General features: G+C 74.7%; 12 protein-coding genes. 6 read left to right on the forward strand and 6 right to left on the reverse strand.

Translation table 11 applies throughout. The annotated features are described in order from the left end of the window. Window positions 1–38: 38 nt before the first annotated feature. Window positions 39–230, reverse strand: a complete 192-nt coding sequence (locus tag ACIA79_RS19690) for a hypothetical protein (protein WP_399429574.1) — start codon at window positions 228–230, stop codon at window positions 39–41. 248 nt (window positions 231–478) lie between these two features. On the opposite strand from ACIA79_RS19690, the gene ACIA79_RS19695 reads away from it, so the two are divergent. From ACIA79_RS19695 to ACIA79_RS19720, 6 genes are all read left to right on the forward strand, one after another. Continuing rightward, window positions 479–2323 (forward strand): BTAD domain-containing putative transcriptional regulator, encoded by a 1845-nt coding sequence (locus ACIA79_RS19695; protein WP_399429575.1) that lies wholly within the window; start codon window positions 479–481, stop codon window positions 2321–2323. A gap of 92 nt (window positions 2324–2415) precedes the next feature. After that, window positions 2416–5733 carry an amino acid adenylation domain-containing protein gene (locus ACIA79_RS19700; protein WP_399429576.1) on the forward strand — a complete coding sequence of 1106 codons (3318 nt, stop codon included), beginning with the start codon at window positions 2416–2418 and terminating at the stop codon, window positions 5731–5733. 72 nt (window positions 5734–5805) lie between these two features. Then, window positions 5806–7215 (forward strand): serine hydroxymethyltransferase, encoded by a 1410-nt coding sequence (glyA, locus tag ACIA79_RS19705; RefSeq protein WP_399429577.1) that lies wholly within the window; start codon window positions 5806–5808, stop codon window positions 7213–7215. After that, window positions 7212–7895 (forward strand): DUF2461 domain-containing protein, encoded by a 684-nt coding sequence (locus tag ACIA79_RS19710; protein ID WP_399429578.1) that lies wholly within the window; start codon window positions 7212–7214, stop codon window positions 7893–7895. The genes glyA and ACIA79_RS19710 overlap by 4 nt, the downstream gene beginning before the upstream one ends. After that, window positions 7892–8983, forward strand: a complete 1092-nt coding sequence (locus ACIA79_RS19715; protein ID WP_399429580.1) for a threonine aldolase family protein — start codon at window positions 7892–7894, stop codon at window positions 8981–8983. Before ACIA79_RS19710 ends, ACIA79_RS19715 begins: the two co-directional genes overlap by 4 nt. Further along, on the forward strand, window positions 8983–9564 hold the full coding sequence (locus tag ACIA79_RS19720) for a GNAT family N-acetyltransferase (protein ID WP_399429581.1): 582 nt from the start codon (window positions 8983–8985) through the stop codon (window positions 9562–9564). The genes ACIA79_RS19715 and ACIA79_RS19720 overlap by 1 nt, the downstream gene beginning before the upstream one ends. 73 nt (window positions 9565–9637) lie before the next feature. On the opposite strand, the gene ACIA79_RS19725 is transcribed toward ACIA79_RS19720, so the two are convergent. The 5 genes from ACIA79_RS19725 to ACIA79_RS19745 are packed head-to-tail and all read right to left on the reverse strand — an operon-like array spanning window position 9638 to window position 20848. Beyond that, window positions 9638–10771: an acyl-CoA dehydrogenase family protein gene (locus tag ACIA79_RS19725; RefSeq protein WP_399429582.1), complete on the reverse strand. Its 1134-nt coding sequence runs from the start codon at window positions 10769–10771 to the stop codon at window positions 9638–9640. Next, complete coding sequence (locus ACIA79_RS19730; protein WP_399429583.1) at window positions 10768–11958, reverse strand: acyl-CoA dehydrogenase family protein; 1191 nt, start codon at window positions 11956–11958, stop codon at window positions 10768–10770. The genes ACIA79_RS19725 and ACIA79_RS19730 overlap by 4 nt, the downstream gene beginning before the upstream one ends. A gap of 16 nt (window positions 11959–11974) precedes the next feature. Next, the gene (locus ACIA79_RS19735; protein WP_399429584.1) at window positions 11975–13432 is read right to left on the reverse strand and encodes a condensation domain-containing protein; all 1458 of its coding nucleotides are present in this window, start codon (window positions 13430–13432) and stop codon (window positions 11975–11977) included. Further along, window positions 13432–16785 (reverse strand): amino acid adenylation domain-containing protein, encoded by a 3354-nt coding sequence (locus tag ACIA79_RS19740; RefSeq protein ID WP_399429585.1) that lies wholly within the window; start codon window positions 16783–16785, stop codon window positions 13432–13434. The genes ACIA79_RS19735 and ACIA79_RS19740 overlap by 1 nt, the downstream gene beginning before the upstream one ends. Continuing rightward, window positions 16778–20848 carry an amino acid adenylation domain-containing protein gene (locus ACIA79_RS19745; protein ID WP_399429586.1) on the reverse strand — a complete coding sequence of 1357 codons (4071 nt, stop codon included), beginning with the start codon at window positions 20846–20848 and terminating at the stop codon, window positions 16778–16780. Before ACIA79_RS19745 ends, ACIA79_RS19740 begins: the two co-directional genes overlap by 8 nt. Window positions 20849–21260: the final 412 nt, after the last annotated feature.

Raw genomic sequence — 21260 nt, forward strand, 5'->3', positions numbered from 1 at the left:
CACGGAGAGGGTGGGCTCGGGGGCGGGAGGTGCCGGAATCATCCCCACGGCATGTCGTCGTCCGACGCGCCCGGCGTCTCCACCGGCCTGACGACCCCCCAGGGCATGTCGTCCGCGTTCGTGACGGAGTGCGCGGTGGTGCCGAGCCCGGCGCCGGCGCCCGTCATGAGTCCGGCCAGTACGACCAGACCGGCCATCGTCGCCCGCTTCGCCGTCCGAGTGCTGCGCATAGCGATTCCCCCTCATCGGTGGACCGTATTGCCGCTTGCTGCGGTACGAACGGACAGTAGGGACGGCTCCTTTCGATCCCTTGTCCCACCGATTTCATGCGCCGGGACGCCCATGAAACCGACACGATATCGAGGAAATAACGGGTCCCTCTAGCGTCGTTCGCAGATTCTTCGCATGAATCACGAACGGGGATGCCATGGAATTTCGAGTGCTCGGGCCCGTAGAGGTGCGCGACCGTGGACGCAGAGTGCCGATCTCCGGAACCAAGCTGCACACCGTGCTCGCGGCACTCCTGCTGGCCCGGGGCGAAGTGGTCTCCGACGACCGGCTGAGCCGCCTGCTCTGGGGCTGGGCGCCGCCGGTGACCGTCAGCGCCCAGCTCTACACCTATGTGTCCCGCCTGCGGAAAATTCTTGGCGATGACATACTCATCGACCGCAGGCCACCCGGATATGCCATGGCCATAGGCAATTCCACCGTCGATCTGATCGAATTCGAGGAACTGGCGCGCGCCGGGCGGGAAGCGCTGTCCGCACAGGACCACGAAAAGGCCGGCGATCTTCTCCGGGACGCCCTGGCGCGCTGGAACGGGCCGCCGCTGGCGAACACCACCGAACACCTCGCGGAGACCGAGGCGCCCTCTCTGCTGGAAGCCCGCGCCGCCACCCTGGAGCACCGGATCGCGGCCGACCTGGCACTCGGCCGGCACGAGCGGATCACCGCCGAACTCACCGGCCTGGTGGCCGAGTTCCCGCTGCGCGAGCGCATCCGCTGCCAGCTGATGACCGCGCTGTGCCGCAGCGGGCGCCAGGCCGACGCGATCCACCTGTACCACCACGGCCGGGCCGCGCTGGCCGAGGAGCTGGGCGTGGACCCGGGCGAGGAGCTGCAGGCCACCTACCGGTCGCTGCTGGACGGCTCGCTCGTACACCTGCCCCGCACACGGCCCCCGGCGCACCCGGCGTCGCGGCCGGATCAGCGGCCCGCCCCGGCCGCGTCCGGTGACCGCGACGAGCGCGGTGCGGCGCACGGCGTCCCGGCGACGCTGCCCCCGGACACGGTCGACTTCACCGGCCGGGAGCGCGAACTCGGTCTGCTCCACCGGGCGCTCACCCCGGACGCCGCCACCGCCGACCGGCCGCGCCGGGTCCTGGTGACCGGGATGGCCGGGGTCGGCAAGACCGCGCTGGCCGTGCACGCGGCCCACCGCTGCAAGCGGTACTTCCCCGACGGGCAGCTGTACGCCGACCTGCGCGCCCCGGACGGCACGGAGCGGCCCGCCGGCCAGGTGCTCCTCCACCTGCTGAGGGCCCTCGGACTGTCACCCGCGGCGGACACCGCCGGCGACACCGATGAACTGGTCCGCCTCTACCGGGAGCGCACCGGCGGCCGGAGGCTGCTCATCCTGCTGGACAACGCCGCGGGCGCCGCACAGCTCGGACCGCTGCTCCCCAACACCCCCGAGCCCGCGGTCCTCGTCACCGGACGCACCGCGCTGCCCACCGTCGCCGGGGCGCACACCGTGGCCCTGGACCCGCTGGAGGACGGACCGGCGCTCGACCTGCTGGCCGCCGCCGCGGGGCCGGACCGGATGGCCGCCGCCCCCGGCGCTGCCGCCGTCATCGTGGAGCACTGCGCCGGCCTTCCGCTGGCCCTGCGGATCGTCGGCACCCGCATCGCCGCACGCCCGCACTACGCGCCGGACCGGCTCGCCCGGCGGCTCGCCGACCCCGCCACCCGCCTGCGCGAACTGCACTCGGGCGACCTGGACGTGCACGGCGCGCTCCTGCCGTCCTGGCGCGCCCTGCGGCCGGAGGCACGCCGCGTCTTTCCCGCCCTCGCCGGGCTGGGGCCCCGGCCGTTCCCCGCGGTGGACGCGGCGGCACTGCTCGGACAGCCCGAGGGGGACGCCGAACTGCTGCTGGAGGCCATGGCGGACGCGGCCCTGCTGGAGGTCAGCGGCGCCGACGAGTACGGCCGTCCCTGTTACCTGTTCCACCCGCTGGTACGGCTGTTCGCCCTCTCGCTGCCCGACGGGCGGGCGAGGGGCGAACCGGCAGGACGGACCCCGCGGAGCGTAACCGGCGGCTAACCGGCCCGCCCTAGCCTCGCCCTGCCCCGCGGCGCGATGCCCCTGCAGCACCCGTCCCGATGAATCGACGTCACTGCGAGTGGAGTTGGACCATGACCGAGCTCTTGCACGGCCCCGCCGGCAGCGCCGCCTGCGCCGCGCCCTTCCCCATGACCGAGACCCAGCAGGCGCTGATGATCGGCCGGGGCGAGGGCGTCGAGCTGGGCAGCATCGGCTGCTACGGCTACTTCGAGTGGGAGCGCGACGACCTGGACCCGGAGCGCTTCGCGACGGCCTGGCGCCGCGTCGTCGCCCGCCACGACATGCTGCGCGCGGTCGGCCGGTCCGACGGCACGCAGCACGTCCTCGCGGAGCCCCCGGCCTACGCCATACCGGTCGTGGACCTGCGGGACGCCGAGCCGGCGGACGCCGGGCGCCGGCTGGCCGAGCTGCGCACGGAGATGAGCCACCAGGTGTTCCCGGTGGGCAGCTGGCCGCTGTTCGACCTGCGGATCGTGCGGCTGCCGGGGGAGGGGAGCCCCAGCCGGATCCACCTGGGCATCGACCTCCAGGTGCTCGACGCGTCCAGCGCCTTCCAGGTCCTCTTCCCCGACCTGATCGACCTGTACGACAACCCGTCGGCGGAGCTGCCCGCACCCGGCATCACGTTCGCCGAGTACGCCCGCTGGCGCGCCGACGCCCTGCCGCACACCGACACCTTCGGCGCGGCGCGCGACTACTGGCTGGAGCGGGTGCCGCAGCTGCCGCCGGCCCCCTCCCTGCCCGCCGGTGGCGGCCGTGAGGGCGGGGTCCGCTTCGAGCGGCACGAGCACCGCCTCCCGCCCGCCGACTGGCAGCGGTTCCAGCGGCTGGCGCGGGAGGCGGACGTGACCCCGTCGGTGCTGCTCACCGCCGCGTTCGCCGAGGTGGTGCGCTGCTGGGCGGAGGAGTCCGACTTCACCCTCAACTACCCCGTCTTCCAGCGGCCCCGGGTGCACGAGGACATCGACGGCGTCCTGGGCGACTTCACCAACGCCGTCCTGCTCACCGCGGACGGCTCCGGCGCCACCTTCCTCGACCGGACGCACGCGCTGCGCGACCAGCTGCATCGCGACATGGAGCACGGTGCCTTCAACGGCGTCCGGGTGCTGCGCGAGCTGACCCGGCTGCACGGCGCCGGCGCCCAGGCCGGGATGCCCGTGGTCGTCACCAGCCTGCTCGACTACCCCGCCCGCCGGCCGGTCACCGACCTGGGACGGGAGGTCTACTCGATCTCCCAGACCCCGCAGGTCTCCCTGGACGTCCAGTTGCGCGAGCTCGGCGGCGAGCTGCGCGTCATCTGGGACTACGTCGACGGCGCCTTCGCCCCCGGCTTCACCGAGGCCGCGTTCGGCGCCTACACCGCCCTGCTCCAGCGGCTCCTCGACGACCCCGGCAGCCTGCACACCGGGCGCTTCGACCTCATCCCGCCCGCCGAGCGCGAGCTGCGCCGCCGGATCAACGACACGGCTGGACAGATCCCGTACACCACGCTGCACGAGCTGTTCGCCGAGCAGGCCGCGCGTACGCCCGGTGCAGAGGCCGTCGTCGACGCCACGCGCCGGCTCACCTACGCCGAACTCGCGACCTACGCCTGGCGCATCGGGAACCGGCTGCGGCAGCACGGCGCGCGCCCCGGCGAGCTGATCGCCGTCGTGATGGAGAAGGGCTGGGAGCAGTACGCGGCGGTGTACGGCATCCTGGCGTCCGGCGCGGCCTATCTGCCGCTCGACGCCTCGGTGCCGCCGGAGCGGCTGCGCCGCCTGCTCGCCCAGGCGGGCGTGGACAAGATTCTCACCCAGTCCGCGCTGGAGACGCGGATCGGCTGGCCGCCGAACGCCCTGCGCTACCGCGTCGACCAGGACTTCGAGGTGGGCGACGCCACCCGGCCCACGACCGCGCAGACCCCCGCCGACATGGCGTACACCATCTTCACCTCCGGCTCGACGGGCGAGCCCAAGGGCGTCATGGTGGACCACATCGGCGTGGTCAACCTGATCCAGGACGTCGCCCGGCGGTTCGCGGTCGACGCCTCGGACCGGCTGCTGGCCATCTCCGGGCTGCACTTCGACGCCTCGATCTACGACGTGTTCGGCGTGCTGACGCAGGGCGGCACGGTGGTGCTCCCGCCGCCCTTCACGCACGCCGAACCGGACGTCTGGGCCGACCTGGTCGCCGCGGAGGGCGTTACGCTGTGGAACTCCGTGCCGGTGCTGATGGAACTGCTCGTCGGCGAGGCGGAGGTGCGCGAACGGCGGGGCGGCGGCCGGCCGCTGGAGTCGCTGCGGCTGTCGGTGCTCTCCGGCGACTGGATCCCGCTGACACTGCCGGACCGGCTGCGCGCGCAGAGCCCCCGGATCCAGGTCGTCGGATCGGGCGGCCCGACGGAGACCATCTGCTGGTCGCTGTTCCAGCCGATCGGCGAGGTCGACCCGGCGTGGACGAGCATCCCGTACGGCACGCCCATCACCAACCAGCGCTACTACATCGTGGACGGCACCGCCCACGAGCGCCCGCTCGGCGTCGTCGGCGAGATGGCCGTGGCCAGTGACGTCGGCCTGGCGCTCGGCTACTGGGGGGACGACGAGCGCACCCGCAGCCGTTTCATCCACCTGCCGGAGACCGGTGAACGGGCCTACCTGACCGGGGACCTGGGCCGCTACCTCGCCGACGGCAGCATCGAGATCCTCGGCCGGGACGACTTCCAGGTCAAGGTCCAGGGCCACCGCATCGAACTCGGCGAGATCGAGGCCGCGCTGCGCCAGGACGAGCAGGTCGCGTCCGCCGTGGTGGTCGCACCGGCCAGCGCCCACGGCATCCGGCGGCTGCACGCCTACGTCGTCGCCGCACCCGGCGGCTCGGGCGAGCAGATCCTGGCGCGGCTCTCCGAACAGCTGCCGACGTACATGGTCCCCTCCGCGATCACCGTGCTGGACGAGCTGCCGCTCACCCGCAACGGCAAGGTCGACCGCCTGCTGCTGGCCTCCACCGCCGGCGCCCAGCAGTCCGCCGAGGACACCGCAGCGGCGGACGCGGACGCCGGGCCGGGTGACGCGCTGGAACTGGTCCTCTGCGCGGCCGTGGGCGACATCCTCGGTATCGACCACGTGGGGCCCGCCGACAACTTCTTCAAGCTGGGCGGCGATTCGCTCAGCGGCACCCGGCTGGCCGGCCTCCTCCAGGAGCTGCTGGGGGTACCGGTGCCCGTCAAGACCGTGTTCCGCACCCCGGTCGTCGCCGAACTCGCGGCGAAGATCGCCGCCGACGAGGAGCACGGAGCCGGAGCGGTGGCGGCCGCGGAGGCGCTCAGCGAACTGTCCCCGGACGAGCCGGACGCGGCGGACGGGGCCGATGCGGCGGCCGGCGCCGGCGACGGGAACGGCCCGCGCTGACGTCACCCGTCCGCACCCGCGGCACCGGCACCGACCGCACCGCCGAACCATCTACTCCAGGAGGGGACAGCCATGACGTTCACCCTGCCCGCGCCGATCGGCGCGCCGGCCGAGGACCGCGGTCTGCCGGCCGGCGCGCCCGTACCGGACGGACCGGACGGCCCCGACCCGGTCACCTTCGCCGGCCGCGCCGCCACCCGGCTCCGGCAGACCGACGCCACGCTGTACGAGCTGCTCGACCGCGAGGCGGCGCGGCAGAACAACACCCTGATGATGGTGGCCGCCTCCAGCGTCGCCGACCCGTCGGTGCTCGCCTGCGGCGGCAGCACCCTCGGAAACCTCACCGCCGAGGGCTACCCCGGCGGCCGCTACCACGCGGGCTGCGGGGTGGCCGACGAGATCGAGCGGCTGGCGATCGAGCGGGCCTGCGCCGCCTTCGGCGCCCAGGACGCCGTCGTCCAGCCGCACTCGGGGTCGTCCGCCAACCTCGCGGTGCTCACCGCGCTGCTCAGCCCCGGCGACACGCTGCTCGGCCTGGACCTCGACTGCGGCGGCCACCTCACCCACGGCTCGCCCGCCTCGGTCAGCGGCCGCTACTACGACGCCAAGGGCTACCGGCTCACCCCGGAAGGGCTGCTCGACTACGACCGGATCCGCGAACTGGCCCTCGCCCACCGGCCCAAACTCATCGTGTGCGGCGCGAGCGCCTACCCCCGCAGCATCGACTTCGCCCGGTTCCGGGAGATCGCGGACGAGACCAACGCCTACCTCCTCGCCGACATCTCACACATCGCGGGCCTGGTGGCCGCGGGACTCCACCCCAGCCCCATCGACCACGCCCACATCACCACCACCAGCACCTACAAACAGCTGTACGGGCCGCGCGGCGGGCTCATCCTGCTCGGCCGCGACGCCCGCAAGGCCGGGCCCGAGCGGGGCACCCTCGCCGGAACCATGCGCCGCGCGGTGTTCCCCTTCACCCAGGGCACCCCCGACCTCGCGTCGGTGGCCGCCAAGGCCCGCGCCCTCGACTACGTGGCGGGCCCCGACTTCGCGGAACTCGCCAAGCGGCTGGCCGACGGCGCCCAGGCCATCGCCGAACGGCTCACGGAGCGCGGCATGCGCCTGGTCACCGGTGGCACCGACACCCACATGGTGCTCATCGACCTGCGCGGCACCGGACTGACCGGGGACGTTGCCGAGGAGGCCCTGGAGTCCTGCGGCGTCATCGTCAACCGCAACCGCGTCCCCGGGGACACCACCCCCGTGCGCACCACCAGCGGCCTGCGGCTGGGCAGCAACACCCTCGCGGCCCGCGGGATGGACCGCGCCGCCGCCGCCGCGTGCGCGGACCTGGTCGCCGACGTGCTCGACGCACTGCGGGCCGGCTCGGGCGTGCTCCCCGCGGCGGCCCGCGCCACGGCACGGGCCCGCGTCGTCGAACTCTGCGCCCGCTACCCCCTGCCGGGGTACCTGTCGTGACGTTCAGCGGTTTCCCGCCCTCGGCGCCGCGACTGTACGAGGACCTCGCCGCCGACAACACCAAGCAGGCGTGGCGGCTGCGCCACCGCGCGGTGTACGAGAGCGACGTGCGGGCCCCCATGGAGGAGCTCGCCGCCGAACTCTCCGGCCACTTCGCGCACCACCCCGGCGCGGTGCGGCTGCTCGGCCCCGTCCGCGACACCCGGACGTCCCACGACAAGTCGCCGTACAAGACGTACCAGGGCGCCTGGCTCGACGTGCTGCCCGCACTGGGCTTCTGGGTCCACCTGGACCGCGACGGGCTGTACGCCTCAGGGCGCTACTACCCGTACGGCGCGGCCGAGGTCGCCCGCTACCGCGCCGCCGTCCAGGAGGAGGACGGCGGCGCGGAACTGGCCGCCCTCACCGGCCGGCTGACCGGCCTGGGCTTCACCATCGGCGGCGACCGGCTCGTCTCCCGGCCGCGCGGCGTGCCGGCCGACCACCCACGGCTGGAACTGCTGCGCCACCGCAGGATCGACGCCGGCCGGCGGCTCGGTCCTGGGCCCGCCCTCGGGTCGGCCCGGGCCTCCGCCTTCGTCCGCGAGACCTGGGAACTGGTGCGCCCCCTGCTCGACTGGGCCGCGGCCCGCGGCATCACCCCGCAACCCCGAGACCGAGGAGCTGACTCCACCCCATGACCACGCTCCCCGTCGATCTGCGCAGCGACACCGTCACGCGGCCCACCCCCGCCATGCGCCGGGCGATGGCGACCGCCGAGGTCGGCGACGACCTGTTCGGCGAGGACCCCACCGTCCGCGCGCTGGAGGAGCGGGTGGCGGACCTCTTCGGCTTCCCGGCCGGGCTGTTCGTCCCGTCGGGCGTGATGGCCAACCAGATCGCGCTGCGCCTGCTCACCGCGCCCGGCCAGGAGATCGTCTGCGACGCCGAAGCGCACATCCTCGCCCACGAGGAGGGCTCACCCGCCCGGTACGGTGGCATCCAGACGCGCACCGTGTCCGGCGAGCGGGGACTGCTGTCCCCCGGGGCGCTGGAGCGGATCCTGCGCCCCGGCAACGCCTACACCGTCGGCACCCGGGCCGTGGCCCTCGAACAGACCCACACCAGGGCGGGCGGCTCGGTGTACCCGCTGGAGACCCTGCGCGCCGTGCGGCGGCTGACCGCACGCTCGGGAACGGCGGTGCACATCGACGGCGCGCGCATCTGGAACGCACACGCCGCGACCGGCACGCCCCTGTCCGCGTACGGCGCACCGGTCGCGGACACGCTCGCGGTGTGCCTGTCGAAGGGCCTGGGCGCACCGGTCGGCTCCGTCCTGCTCATGGCCGCCGGCCACCTGGCGCGCGCACGGTCGCTGCGGCACGGTCTGGGGGGCGGCATGCGGCAGGCGGGCATCCTGGCGGCCGCCGGCCTGCACGCCCTGGACCACCACCTGGAGCGCATCGCCGAGGACCACGAGCACGCGTCGCTGCTCGCGGCGGGCCTGCGGGAGGCGGGCTGCGCGGTGCGGCCCCCCGAGACAAACATCGTCCTCGTCGACACGCCCGGCGCCGAGGACGTCGTGAGACGGGCGGCGCGGGAGGGCGTACTGGTGACCGCGCCCGGACCGGACCTGGTCCGGCTGGTCACCCACCTGGACGCCGGACGACGGGCGTGCCGTCGTGCCGTCGAGGTACTGGCGGCCGTTGTCCCCGACAGCGGCCGAGGAACGGGCAGGTCCGCGCACGCGGAGCCCGTACAGCACTGGAAAGAGAGCGAAGTAGCCTGATGACTCTGGAAGTTCTGCCGGCGACCGCCGAGCGATGGAACGATCTGCAGGCGGTCCTGCAGCCCCGGAAGAGCGCGCACACCTGCTGGTGCATGGCCTGGCGGCTGACCACGGGCGACTACGGGCGGATGTCCGCCGACGAGCGGGGCGCCCACCTGCGCTCCCTCGTCGAGGCCGCCGACCCGCCGCCCGGGGTGCTCGGCTACCTCGACGGGCAGGTGGCCGGCTGGTGCAACGTGGCCCCCCGCAAACAGCTGGACCGCCTCACCTCCTCGAAGACGATCCCGGAGATCGACGACTCCCCGGTGTGGTCCGTGACCTGCTTCGTCGTCCGCAAGGAGTTCCGCGGCCGGGGCGTCGCGACCGGCCTGCTCGACGGCGCGGTGGCGCACGCCCGGGCCAACGGGGCCCCCGCCGTCGAGGGCTACCCGGTGGACCCCGAGGGCGGCCGGGTCAACCCGACGCTGGCGTACGTCGGCACGATGGAGATGTTCGAGCGGTCCGGCTTCCGCCGGGTGCGCCGGACCGAGGCCAAGAGCGACAAGCGGTACCGCTGGGTGATGCGCCGCGACCTCGGCTGACCCGGCGGAGGGCTTCTCCGGACCAGGGGGCTCCCGTCCTTGCGGGAGCCCCCCGGGCCGTGTCCTTTCCCGTTCAGGAACCGTGCGCGGCGATGTCCCACAGGTGCGTCGGCCGGCCGCAGCGCAGCGCCTCCCAGGCCGCCCGCCGGTAGCACCCGGCCACGAGCCCGTCGCGCACCAGCCCCGACGCGCCGTGCAGGTGGACCGCGTCCCGGGTCACGTCCAGCGCGGTCTCCGCGGTCAGGGCGATGAGCCCGGCGGCCTCTCCGCACGTCAGCCGGTTCTCGTCGAGGTCCTTGGCCGCGTCCCCGACGGCCCAGCGGACCGCGTCGAGCCGTGCCAGCAGACCGGCCACACGCAGCCGCGGCCCCTGGTGCTTCACCAGCGCCTGCCCGAACTGCCGGCGGCTCCTGATCCGGGACACCACGGCCGTCAGCGCGGCGGCGGTGATGCCGGCGAGCAGCGACGCCTGGTGCACGGCCGCCCGCAGCCCCACCCGGGCCAGCGCCTGTTCCGCCGCGAGGCCCCGCAGCACCACGGACCCCGCGGGCACGTGCGCCTGTTCGAACACCGCTCCGGCGACGGCTCCACCGCCGTGGTCGCGCAGCGGGCGCACCTCGACCCCGTCGGCCGGCAGGTCCACCAGCGCGACGCACGGCCCGTCCGGGCCGGAGGCCGGGACCAGCAGCGAGCCCGGCCCCACCCCGGCGGCGAACGGCCCGCCGGAACCGTCGAGCACGATGCCGCCGCCGTCGCCGTCGGGTTTCCAGGTGATACCGGGCGGCACGCTGCCGCGCGGGTCGGGCAGCCGGCCCGGCACCGCGATCGGGTGGGCCCCCTCCCGCACCCGGTCGAGGAGGCCGTCGAGCCCCTCGGGGGCGAGGGGACCGAGGCCGGAGAGCACGTCGAGGGCGAGCAGGGTGTCGGTCAGCGGGACCGGCTGCATCGCGTTGCCGCCCTCCTCGCACACCATGGCGGCCACGGCCTGTCCGAGGTCGAGGCCGTCCATGCCGATGGGCAGCGCGAACTCCCACGCGCCCACCTGGGTCAGGGCCTCCCAGGCGTGCCCGGGGGTACCGGCGTCCCTCTCCAGACCCTGGCGGACGGTGAGCCGCAGCTGCCGGAAGAGGGAGTCCTCCTCCTCGCGCTCGCGCCACCGCTCGGCGGGCTCCCCGCCGGCTGCTCCCCGCTGCGTTCCCTGTGTCACGGCCGTACCTCCGCCCCTGAGTCGAGACGCAGCCGGGCCAGCGTCTCCAGCATCATCTCGGCGGTGCCGCCGGATATCCGCATCCCGGGGGCCTCCCGCATCGCCGAGTCCAGTGGATGTGCCACCCCGTCGGTCCCGGGGTCGTCGAGGGTCATGCTGTGGTCGCCGTCCAGCTCGGCGGCCCACCAGGCCACCTCGGCGGCGAGCTCGGTGGTGTACCACTTGGCCGCGGCCGCCTCGTCCTCGTTGAGCTCACCCCGGTCCAGCCGGGTCAGCACCCGCCGTACGAGCGTGCCGGCGGCGAGCAGCCGGGCGTTGAGCTTGGCCAGGCCGATGTGGTCGTGCTGGCCGGCCTCCAGCCGGTCGGTGTGGCCCTCCAGCCGCTCGACGGCGGCCCGGTACCAGCGCAGCGCCTTGACGTAGTAGTCGAGTCCGGTGCGCTCGAAGGCGAGGGTCTTGACGACGATGGCCCATCCCTGGCCGAGGGACCCCACCACGTCGTCGGCCGTGACGGCCACGCCGTCCAGGGTCACCTCGTGGAAGGCGTCGTCACCGATGCCCGGGATCGCCCTGATCGTCACGCCCTTCTGGGCCAGCGGGACCAGGAACAGGCTGAAGGCGTCGTTCTCGCCGCGGGCCAGGCACAGGCCGTAGTCGGCGAGCCCCGCGAACAGCGAGTGGACCTTGGTGCCGTAGAGCCTGTAGCCGCCGTTGTCGTCCGAAACGGCGCGGGTGGACAGGATGTTGAGGTCGGAGCCGGCCTGCGGTTCGCTGAAGAGCACACAGCCGAAGGCGGTGCCGGCCGCGAAGCCCGGCAGGTGTCTCGCCTTCATCGCGTCACTCGCCACGTTGAGCAGGGTGGAACCGACGATCTGCACCGTCAGGGTGTGCAGCAGGTCGGGCACGTCGTGCATCGCCAGCTCCTCGACGAGCACGGCGGCCGCGACCTGGCCGACCCCGCGGCCGCCGTACTCCTCGGGCCACTGCGGGGCGAGCAGTCCCGCCTCGCCGAGGGCCCGGTGCACGGGGCGGGGGTCCCTCGTCCGCCGGGCGGCGGCGACCGGCGCGGACACCAGGACGTCGTGGATCTCCTCGCGGAGGGCGCGCATCGGCGTACGGGGCACGCCGTCGCCGCAGCGGACGAACCCGCAGTCGGCGGGCGCCCGGTAGAACTCGGTGGTGAGCAAGGGAGACTCCCAGGGGCTAGAGGGTGATCCCGGGGGCGGAGGGGGAGGCGAGGGCTCGTCGCAGGACGTCCTCGACGCCGCCGAGCAGCGCCGTCACGTCCTCGGGCGCGGTGGCCCGGCGGTTGAACTCGGCGGTGCCGCCGATCTCGCCGTCGCGTTCGACCAGGCCGATGCAGGCGGAGGTCGCGGCGGGGTCGGGACTGTACAGCTCCAGGTGGCGCGCGGGCGGTCCGGGCAGCTGGCTCACCTCGATTCCGGGCAGTCCGAAGGGCACGGCGGGGTAGTTGTGGAGCGCGAACAGGACGCTGTACGGCTGCGCCCCGCCGGTGCACACCTCGTCGACGGGCAGCCGCTGGTGGCTCAGGGCCTCGGCGACCGCCGCCCGGGTGCGGTGCAGCAGCTCCGCGAACGACGGCCTGCCGGACAGGCCGATCCGGACCGGGACCACCGTGGTGAACTGCCCCACGGCCCCTTCGAGCTGTGTGGCGAACCGGCCGGCGGCCGGGGTGCCGACCACCACGTCCGTACCACCGTCACGGCGGGCCAGCACCACCGCGAGCGCGGCGAGCAGGGTCATGAACGGCGTGGCCCCTTCGGCGGAACCCAGGGCCAGCCCCGCGTCGAGCGGGCTTCCGGGCCCGCGGCCGAGCCGCACCGGGAGATGCCCCCGCTCGAACCCGCCCGGCGCGGGCGGCGCCGCGGGGGCGCCGGCCAGCCCGGCCCGGCGGCGCGCCAGTTCGGCCGACCCGTCCGGTGAGGCCAGCCAGCGCCGCTGCCAGTCCGCGTAGTCCGTGAACTGCAGCTCCGGCGGGGCGAGGGCCTCCGGTCCGTCCCGGTAGCCGGCCGCCAGGTCGGTCAGGAACACCCCGGACGACCAGCCGTCGAAGACGGCCAGGTGCGAGGCGAGGACGAGGACGTGCTCGTCCAAACCCAGCGTCAGCAGCCGGAACCAGCTCGTGCGGCCGTCCTCCAGCGACAGCGCCGTCCCGGCACTCTCGGTGATCTGGCGCCGTACGGCGTCCCGTCGCGCCGCCTCCGCGTGGTGCGTGAGGTCCGTCCGGGTCAGCCGGAGGCAGGGCGTGTCGTCCACGGTCAGCAGCGGCCCCGCGCCGTCCGGGGCGCCGGAGATCCGGCAGCGCAGCGCCTCGTGGCGGGCCAGCACGCCGGTGAGCGCCTCGCGCAGCCGCCCGTGGTCGAGGCGCCCGGTGAGCCGCACGGCGTGCGACCCGGTGCCCGCGCCCGGCCGGTGCTGTTCGCGCCGGAGCAGCCGGGCCTGGAGGGCGGTCGCGGGGACCGGCCCCGCGCCGGAGCGCGGAGCCGGGCGGGCGGGGACGGGCCGCCGGGCGGCGAGGAGCATCCGGGCCAGTTCGCGCTTGGCCTCCGGCAGCGCGGCGAGCGCCCGGTCGACGCCGGTGCCCGCGGCGGCGGTCGTGGTGGGCGTCCGGTCCACGCCGGCGCCGGTCGGCGCGGCCATCACGGGCCGTCCGGGTTCTGCAGGGAGCTGAGCAGCGCGGCCGCCTCGCCGTCGCTCATGTTCTCGATCCGGTCGAAGACCGCCAGGAGCCGGTCCTGTTCACCGGCCGCCTCGGCCTGCGCCTTCCGGACGAGGTCGGCGAGGCCCGCGACCGTGGGGTGCCCGAAGAAGTCGGCGAGCGCGATGTCGATGCCGAACACGGCGCGGACCCGGGACACCACGATGGTGGCCTGCAGCGAACTGCCGCCCAGGGCGAAGAAGTCGCCCTCGACGTCCGGGCTCGACCACTCCAGCAGCGGCGTGAGGATGTCGCGGCAGATCTGCTCCTCGATGGCGTCGCGCGGGGCCGTGCCGCCGGCGGACCGGTCGGCGGGCAGCGGCAGCGACGCGGTGTCGACCTTGCCGTGCGGGGTGAGGGGCAGCTCCTCCAGCACGACGACGACCGGCACCATGTAGCCGGGGAGCCGGGCGGCGGCGTAGGCGCGCAGACCCTCCGCGTCGGCGACCTCGGAAGCGTAGGCGCCGACCTGCTCGACGGTGACGTACGCGACGAGCATCCGCTCGCCGCCCGCGGCCGGCTGTGCCACGGCGACCGCCTGCTGCACGGAGGGGTGCCCGACGAGGACGGCCTCGATCTCGCCCGGTTCGATGCGGTGGCCGCGCAGCTTGAGCTGGCGGTCCGTGCGGCCGAGGAACTCCAGGTTCCCGCCCGGCAGCCAGCGCACCAGATCACCGGTGCGGTAGAGGCGCTCGGTCTCGGGGCCGTCGGCGTACGGGTTGGTGACGAACCGTTCCGCCGTCAGCTCCGGCCTGCCCAGGTAGCCCCGGGCGATGCCGGGACCCGCCACGCACAGCTCCGCGGGCACCCCCGGCGGCACGGGACGCAGCCGCTCGTCGAGGACGAACGCCTGGTGACCGGGCATGGGGCGGCCGATGGGCGGATTGCGGTCGTAACTGCCGGTGCAGTCCATCAGCGTGACGGCCACGGTGGCCTCCGTGGGGCCGTAGCCGTTGACGAAGCGGCGCTCGCCCGCGGTCCACTCGGCCACGAGCTTGCCGGGGAACGCCTCGCCGCCGACGGACACCAGGCGCAGGTCGGGCAGGAGGCGGGGGGCGAGCAGCGGCAGCAGGGCGGGGGGCAGTTCCGCCACGGTCACCCCGTCGTCCCGCAACCGGGCCTGCAGCAGGGCCGGGTCGCGGCGCTCGTCGTCGGTGGCGATGACCAGTTCGGCGCCCGCCAGCAGGGTGGTGAAGACCTCGAAGACGGAGACGTCGAAGGTGAGTGGGGCGAAGTGCAGCACCCGGTCGCCGGCGCCGATCTCGTACGCCCGGGCGATGGCACGGGAGAAGTGGGTCACCGAGCGGTGCTCGATCATCACGCCCTTGGGGGTGCCGCTGCTGCCGGAGGTGTAGAGCACGTACGCGAGGTCGGCGGGGGACGAGGTCGGCGTCAGCGACGGCACCTCGCGCACCGGGGCGGTGGAGCCGGCCGTGACGAGCTCCAGCGGCGCGGGCAGCCGTGTCGCGTCGTCCACCAGGGCGTGCCGCACGCCCGCGTCGGCGAGCACGGTCCTGGTGCGCTCGGCGGGTGCGGCCGGGTCGACGGGCACGTAGTGGGCGCCCGCCTTGAGGGTGCCGAGGAGGGCCGCGACGGCCGCGGGACCGCGTCCGAGGCAGACGGCTACCGGGTCGCCGTGCCGCACGCCGCGGTCGCGCAGGCGGTGGGCGATCGCTTCCGACCAGCGGTCCAGGGCCGCGTAGTCGAGCGTCGTCGCACCGTGGCGGACGGCGACGGCGTCCGGCTCGATGGTGGCCCGCTCGCGGAAGGCCCGGTCGAGCGTGGTGGTCCAGGCGGTCTCGTCGACGGGACCGCCCCGGGACAGCTCGCGGGCGTGCCGGGAGGCGGCCGGCTCCTCGACCAGGCTGAGCTCGCCGATCCGTACGTCGGGGTCGCCGGCGACCTGCTCGATGACGCGCCGGAAGGCGGCCAGGAGCGCGGAGGCCGTGCCGTGCCGGTACAGCGAGGTGTTGTACTCCAGTGACAGCTCCAGCCCGTCGTTCTCACCGACGAGGAAGCTCATGTCGAACTTGGCCGCTCCGTCGTGCAGTTGCTCGACGGCGAACCCGACTCCGCCCGCCTCCATCGTGTGCGTGCCCCAGCGCCCGAGCGAGGTGAACTCGATCTGGAACAGCGGGTGGCGCAGCGGGTCGCGGACCGGCCGCACGGCGTCGACGACCTGTTCGAAGGGCAGCTCGCTGTTGGTGAAGGCGTCCATCACGGTGCTCGCGGTGCGTGCGACGAGCTCGCGGAAGGTGAGGCCGTCGCCCACCTCCGTGCGCAGGGTGATCATCTGGACGAAGCAGCCGATGACGCGTTCCAGATCGGGGTGCGGACGCGAGGCGCTCGCGGTGCCCACGACGACGTCCTCGGTGTGCGTCCAGTGCCGCAGCAGCGCGTTGAAGGCGGCGAGCAGCGTGGTGAAGACGGTGGTGTCGGAGCCTTCCGCCACCTCCTTCAGCCGGTCCAGCAGCTCCTGCTCCAGCGTGAGCGTCAGCCCGCGGCCGTCGCCGCGGGTCTCGGGGCTGCGCGGATGGTCGGGCATCACCTCGGTGGCCTCGGCGCCGGCGAGCAGCTGCCGCCACTTGTCGGACAGCGCCCTGCGGTGCTCGGCGTTGTCGAGCTTGGCGCGCTGCCAGGCGGCGAAGTCGGCGTACTCGACGGGCGGGGAACCGGCCTCCGGTCGCCGGCCCCGGGCGGCCTCCGCGTAGCAGGAGGTGAGCTCCTCGGTGAAGATGCGCGTGGAGCCCGGGTCCCACACCACGTGGTGGACCACCCACAGCAGGACGTGCCGGTCGGGGCCGAGGCGGACCAGGTGGGCCCGGACGGGCGGGGCGGCGGCGAGGTCGAAGGGCGCCGACGCGCAGGACGCGGTGAGCTCGGCCAGCTCCCGCTCCGGATCGTCGCTGCCGGCGAAGTCACTGGTCTGCACGCCGAGCACGAATGCCGGGACGGGTTCCTGCCACGGCACGCCGTCCACTTCGACGAGCTTGCTGTGCAGCACCTGGTGGCCGGCGACGACGGCGTTGAGCGCCTCGTGGAGCGCGGCCCGGTCGAGCGGCCCGTCCAGGCGTATCGCCAGGGCTATGTTGTTGCGCGCCTTGCCCGCGCCCAGCCGGTCGATGAACCACATCTGCTCCTGCTGGAAGGAGGCGCGGGAGCGCGGCCCGTGGTCGGTCCGCTTGAGTTCGTTGCGGTGACCGACACCGGCGGTCATCTGGTTGCGCATCCGGCCCAGCAGCCGGGAGCGCTGCCCCTGGGGCAGCCGGCCGAGACGTTCGGCGAGGTCAGACATGGATTCCTCCGTTGCGGTGCAGCTCGGTGAGCAGTGCGGCGAGCCGGTCCGGCAGATGCTTGGCGAAGTAGTGGCGGCCACCGGGGATCACGGCGAGCCGCAGGTCGCGGGCGTAGCGGCCCCAGGCGCGGTGGCCCTCCTCGTAGCCTTTGGTGGCGTCGTCGGCGTCGCCGATGACGCAGGTGAGCGGGGTGGCGAGCGGCCGGTCGTAGCCGTCGGGGGTGCGGGCGAAGAAGCGGGCGGCCTCGGTCATGTCGTGCCTGACCATGCGGAGCACGGCCGACAGGTCGCTGTCGTCGAGGACGCCGTCGAAGCCGTCCATGGTGGTGAGGTAGCCGACGAGGTCGTCGTCGGTGGAGACGCGCTCCATCTCCAGGGCGAAGCCGGGATCGTCCTCCGGCAGGGCCGCCGCGAGGTGGAGGGCCACCGGCCGCAGCCCGTCGCGCTCCAGGACCCGGGTGGTCTCCAGGGCCGTGACCACCCCGGCGCAGTGCCCGTAGACGGCGAACGGCCCGGTGACGGTACGGGCGATCTCGCGGGCGGCGAGCTCGGCGAACTCGGCGACCGGGAGCATCGGCCCCGGGTTGAGCGGGTCGTGCCCGGGAGGGGACACGGCCAGCAGCTCGATGTGCGGCGGGAGATGCGCGGCGAGCGGCTGGTAGGCGATCGCGTCGCCGCCGCCGTGCGGGAAGCACACGAGGGTGAGTGCGGCCGGCGCGCCGGAGGGCGGGGGAGTGAGCCGGTGCAGCAGCCGGTGCGCCGTCGGATCGCCGCCGTGTCCGGTCAGTTCGGCGGCGCGGGAGGCAAGGCCGGCGGGAGTCGGGTTGCTGAACAGATCCACCACCCGCAGGGCGCCCGCCCCCGGCAGCGCCCCGGCGACGGCCCGCACCGCCCGGACGGCCGCGAACGAGTCGCCGCCCAGGGCGAAGAAGTCGTCGTCGGGCCCGACGGCGGGCAGACCGAGGACCTCCGCCCAGACGGCCGCTATCCGCTGCGCGGCAGGATCACCTCCGGCTGCCCGGGTGGATGCCGCCGACGGGCCCTGCGGCGCGGGCAGGGCCTTGCGGTCGACCTTGCCGTTGGGGCTGAGCGGCAGCCGGTCCAGCACGACGAGTTCGGCCGGTACGCAGTGCGGCGGCAGCACGGCCCCCAGGGCGGCGCGCAGCGCGGCCGGGTCCGGGCTCGCTCCGTCCTCCGGGACGACGTACCCGGTCAGCCGGGCCGAGCCGGCCGCCTGCCGGGGGACGACCACGGCGTCGCGGACCCCGTCCTGCTCCCGCAGGGCGCTCTCCACCTCGCCGGGCTCGATGCGCAGCCCGTTGAGCTTGATGCGGAAGTCGGTGCGGCCGAGGAGCTCGACGGTGCCGTCGGGCCGGTACCGGGCGAGGTCGCCGGTGCGGTAGAGCCGTTCGGTGCGCCCCGGCTCCAGCTCCACGTGCACGAACTTCTCCGCCGTCAGCTCCGGTCGGTTCAGGTAGCCGCGGGCCAGACCGACGCCGCCGAGGTGGAGTTCGCCGGGCACGCCGACCGGCACGAGCCGGTCGGCCGGATCGAGGATGTACGTGCGCTGGTTCGCCATCGGGCGGCCGTAGGGCAGCTTCGTCCAGCCGGGCTCGACACGGTCCACGCGGTACTCCACGGAGTGGATGGACGCCTCGGTCGCCCCGCCGAGCGCGGCGAACGCCGCCCCGGGCGCGAAGGCACGCAGCCGGTCCGGCTGGGTGACGGGTATCCAGTCGCCGCCGAGGAAGGCGGCGCGCAGGCCGGGCAGCGCGGGCCCCGAGGCGTGCTCGAGCTGGTCGAGCAGGAGGCCGAGCAGGGCGGGGGCGGAGTTCCACACGCTCACGCCGTGCCGCTCGGCGAGCTCGGCCCAGTGCGCCGGGTCCTTCGCCGCGGCCGGGTCGGGCAGGACGATGGTGCCGCCGGCGGCGAGCATGCCGAGCGTCTCGTACACGCTCATGTCGAAGCTGGGCGAGGACAGCGCGAGCACCGCGTCGCCGGGCCCGATGCCGTAGGAGCGGTTGAGGTCCAGCAGGTTGTTCACCACGCCGCGGTGCTCCAGGGCGATGCCCTTCGGGGTTCCGGTGGAGCCCGAGGTGAAGATGACGTACGCCAGGTCCCGGGACGTGACCGGGACGGCGGGCCGGCTCGTCGGCAGCGACTCCAGCCGCCGCCGGTCGGCGTCCAGCAGGATCCGCGTGGTGCCGGGGTCCAGCGGCAGCCGGCCGACCAGTTCCGCGTCGGAGACCACGATCGGCGGCGCCGCGTCCCGCAGCAGCAGGCGGAGGCGCTCGGCCGGGTACTCGGGGTCGAGCGGCACGTACGCCGCACCCGCCTTGAGCACCGCGAGGATCGCGGTCACCAGCCCGGGGCCGCGGCGCAGGCACAGGGCGACCGTCCGGTCCGGTCCCGCCCCCGCCTCGGTGAGCCGGTGGGCGAGCCGGTTGGCGCGCTGCTCCAGCTCCCGGTAGGTGACGGTCCAGCCGCCCAGCCCGCCGCAGACGACGGCCGCGGCGTCGGGGCGCCGGTCGGCGTGCTCCTCGAACAGGTAATGCAGGCAGGCGTCCTGGGGGAACGGCGCCCGGGTGGCGTTCCAGTCGTCCAGGGCGGCGCGCCGCTCGGGCTCGGTGAGCAGCGGCAGCGCCGACAGCGGCGCGGCGGGCCGTTCGACGGCCGCTTCCAGGGTGGTGAGGAAGTGGCCCAGGAGCCGGTCGACGGTCGCGGCGTCGAAGAGGTCGGTGGGGTACTCCACGAGGGCGCGCACGGCGCTGCCGGTGTCGTGGACGCTGATCATCAGGTCGTACTTGGTGGCGCGGGAGGAGAAGTCGATGGGCTCGGTGTCCAGACCCGCGAGGCCCGGCGCGGTGTCCGGCGTCTCGTCCAGCAGGAACATCACCGAGGTGAGCGGCGGCCGGCTGGGGTCGCGCGGCAGTGCGAGCGCGTCCACGATCAGGTCGAACGGCAGCTCCTGGTGGGCGTACGCCTGGAGGGTGGTGTGCCGGGTGGAGCGGACCAGCTCCGCGAAACCCGGGTCGCCGCCCGTTCTGATGCGCAGCGGCAGGGTGTTGACGAAGAAGCCGATCAGATCGCTGAAGGCCGGGTGGTCCCGGCCGGAGACCGAGGTGCCGACGAGGATGTCCTCCTGCCCCGTCCAGCGGCGCAGGGTCGCGGCGAAGCCCGCCAGCATCGTCATGTAGAGGGTGGCACCCTCCGACTTGCCGAACTCCCGCAGCCGCGCGATCAGCCGGGGCGGCAGTTCGACGTACCGGGAGGCCCCCGCATGGCCGAAGACCGGCGGGCGCGGCCGGTCGGTCGGCAGGTCCACGGGTGCGGCGCCGCCGAGCTCCTCGCGCCAGAAGGCGGTGAGCTGCTCCAGCCGGTCGCCGCCGATGCGGCGGCGCTGCCAGGCCGCGAAGTCCGCGTACTGCAGGGCGAGCCGGGGAGCGGGTCCGCTCCCCGCGCCCGTGCGGGCCGCGTAGGCGCGCTCCAGCTCCGTCGACAGCAGCCGCATCGACCAGCCGTCGGTGACGATGTGATGGAGGTTCAGCACGAGGACGTGGTCGTCGGCGGAGAGCCGGGCGAGCGAGGCACGCAGCGGGACCGCGCCCGCGAGGTCGAAGGGGGCCGCCGCGTCGGCGTCGTAGAAGGCCCGGACGGCCTCCTCGTCCGGCAGGTCGGTGACCGGCAGGGGCAGCCGGTACCCGTCGATCACCCGCGGCACGGCCTCCGCGGCGCCGGGCACGTCCCGGTAGACGGTGCGCAGCACCTCGTGCCGGTCCACGACGTCCTGGAGGGCGCCGTGCAGGGCGGCGACGTCGAGGCGGCCGCGGATGCGGGTGGCGACCGGCACGTTGTACGCCGGGCTGCCGGGCTGGAGCTGGTCGATGAACCACAGGCGGCGCTGGGCGAAGGAGAGCACCGGCTCCGCGGCGGGGTCCCGCGGCGCCGGCTCGGGGTCCTCCCGTACGGCGGCGCGCCCGCCGGTGCGGCCCGCGAGGGCCTGGAACAGTGCCCGGCGGGACTTCGGCAGTGCGGCTATGCGTTCGGCGAGGGACTCGCTCACCTTGTGCCTCCGTGCGTCTGATGGAGAGGAATACAGCAAGGGATGCGGGGGGAGGGGCCGCGACCGGTACGCCCCCGGGGGTTCCCCGGGCGGTACGGCTCCGGCGCGGCGGGCGCGGCGCGGGCGGGCCGCTCGCGGTCGTACGGGACCGGGCGGCAGGAGTGGTGCGGTGCCGGCGCGGTTGCGGCCGCCGCGGGACGGGCGCCGGCGCGCCGCGCGGCCCACGGCGGGTGCGCAGCCGGCTGCGGGTGCCGGGTGGTGCGGGGCCCGCGGTGCGGGCGGGTACGGCGGGGTGGTGCCGGGTGAGGCGGTTCGGAGCCTCGGGCGCGGTGCCACGGATGCGGCTGCGGGTGTGCGGCTGCGGAGCGGGTGCCGGGCGGGCCGGCACCCTCTCCGACGTGTCCGGGTCGCG

Origin of the sequence: Streptomyces sp. NPDC051310, from assembly GCF_044455245.1 — a bacterium.
In the GTDB taxonomy this organism is placed as follows: domain Bacteria; phylum Actinomycetota; class Actinomycetes; order Streptomycetales; family Streptomycetaceae; genus Streptomyces.

What these genes read in the sequence shown, in the direction of transcription:
- ACIA79_RS19690 (WP_399429574.1), bottom strand. Translation starts at nt 230, where the DNA reads ATGCGCAGCACTCGGACGGCGAAGCGGGCGACGATGGCCGGTCTGGTC.
- ACIA79_RS19700 (WP_399429576.1), top strand. Translation starts at nt 2,416, where the DNA reads ATGACCGAGCTCTTGCACGGCCCCGCCGGCAGCGCCGCCTGCGCCGCG.
- glyA (WP_399429577.1), top strand. Translation starts at nt 5,806, where the DNA reads ATGACGTTCACCCTGCCCGCGCCGATCGGCGCGCCGGCCGAGGACCGC.
- ACIA79_RS19715 (WP_399429580.1), top strand. Translation starts at nt 7,892, where the DNA reads ATGACCACGCTCCCCGTCGATCTGCGCAGCGACACCGTCACGCGGCCC.
- ACIA79_RS19720 (WP_399429581.1), top strand. Translation starts at nt 8,983, where the DNA reads ATGACTCTGGAAGTTCTGCCGGCGACCGCCGAGCGATGGAACGATCTG.
- ACIA79_RS19735 (WP_399429584.1), bottom strand. Translation starts at nt 13,432, where the DNA reads ATGGCCGCGCCGACCGGCGCCGGCGTGGACCGGACGCCCACCACGACC.
- ACIA79_RS19740 (WP_399429585.1), bottom strand. Translation starts at nt 16,785, where the DNA reads ATGTCTGACCTCGCCGAACGTCTCGGCCGGCTGCCCCAGGGGCAGCGC.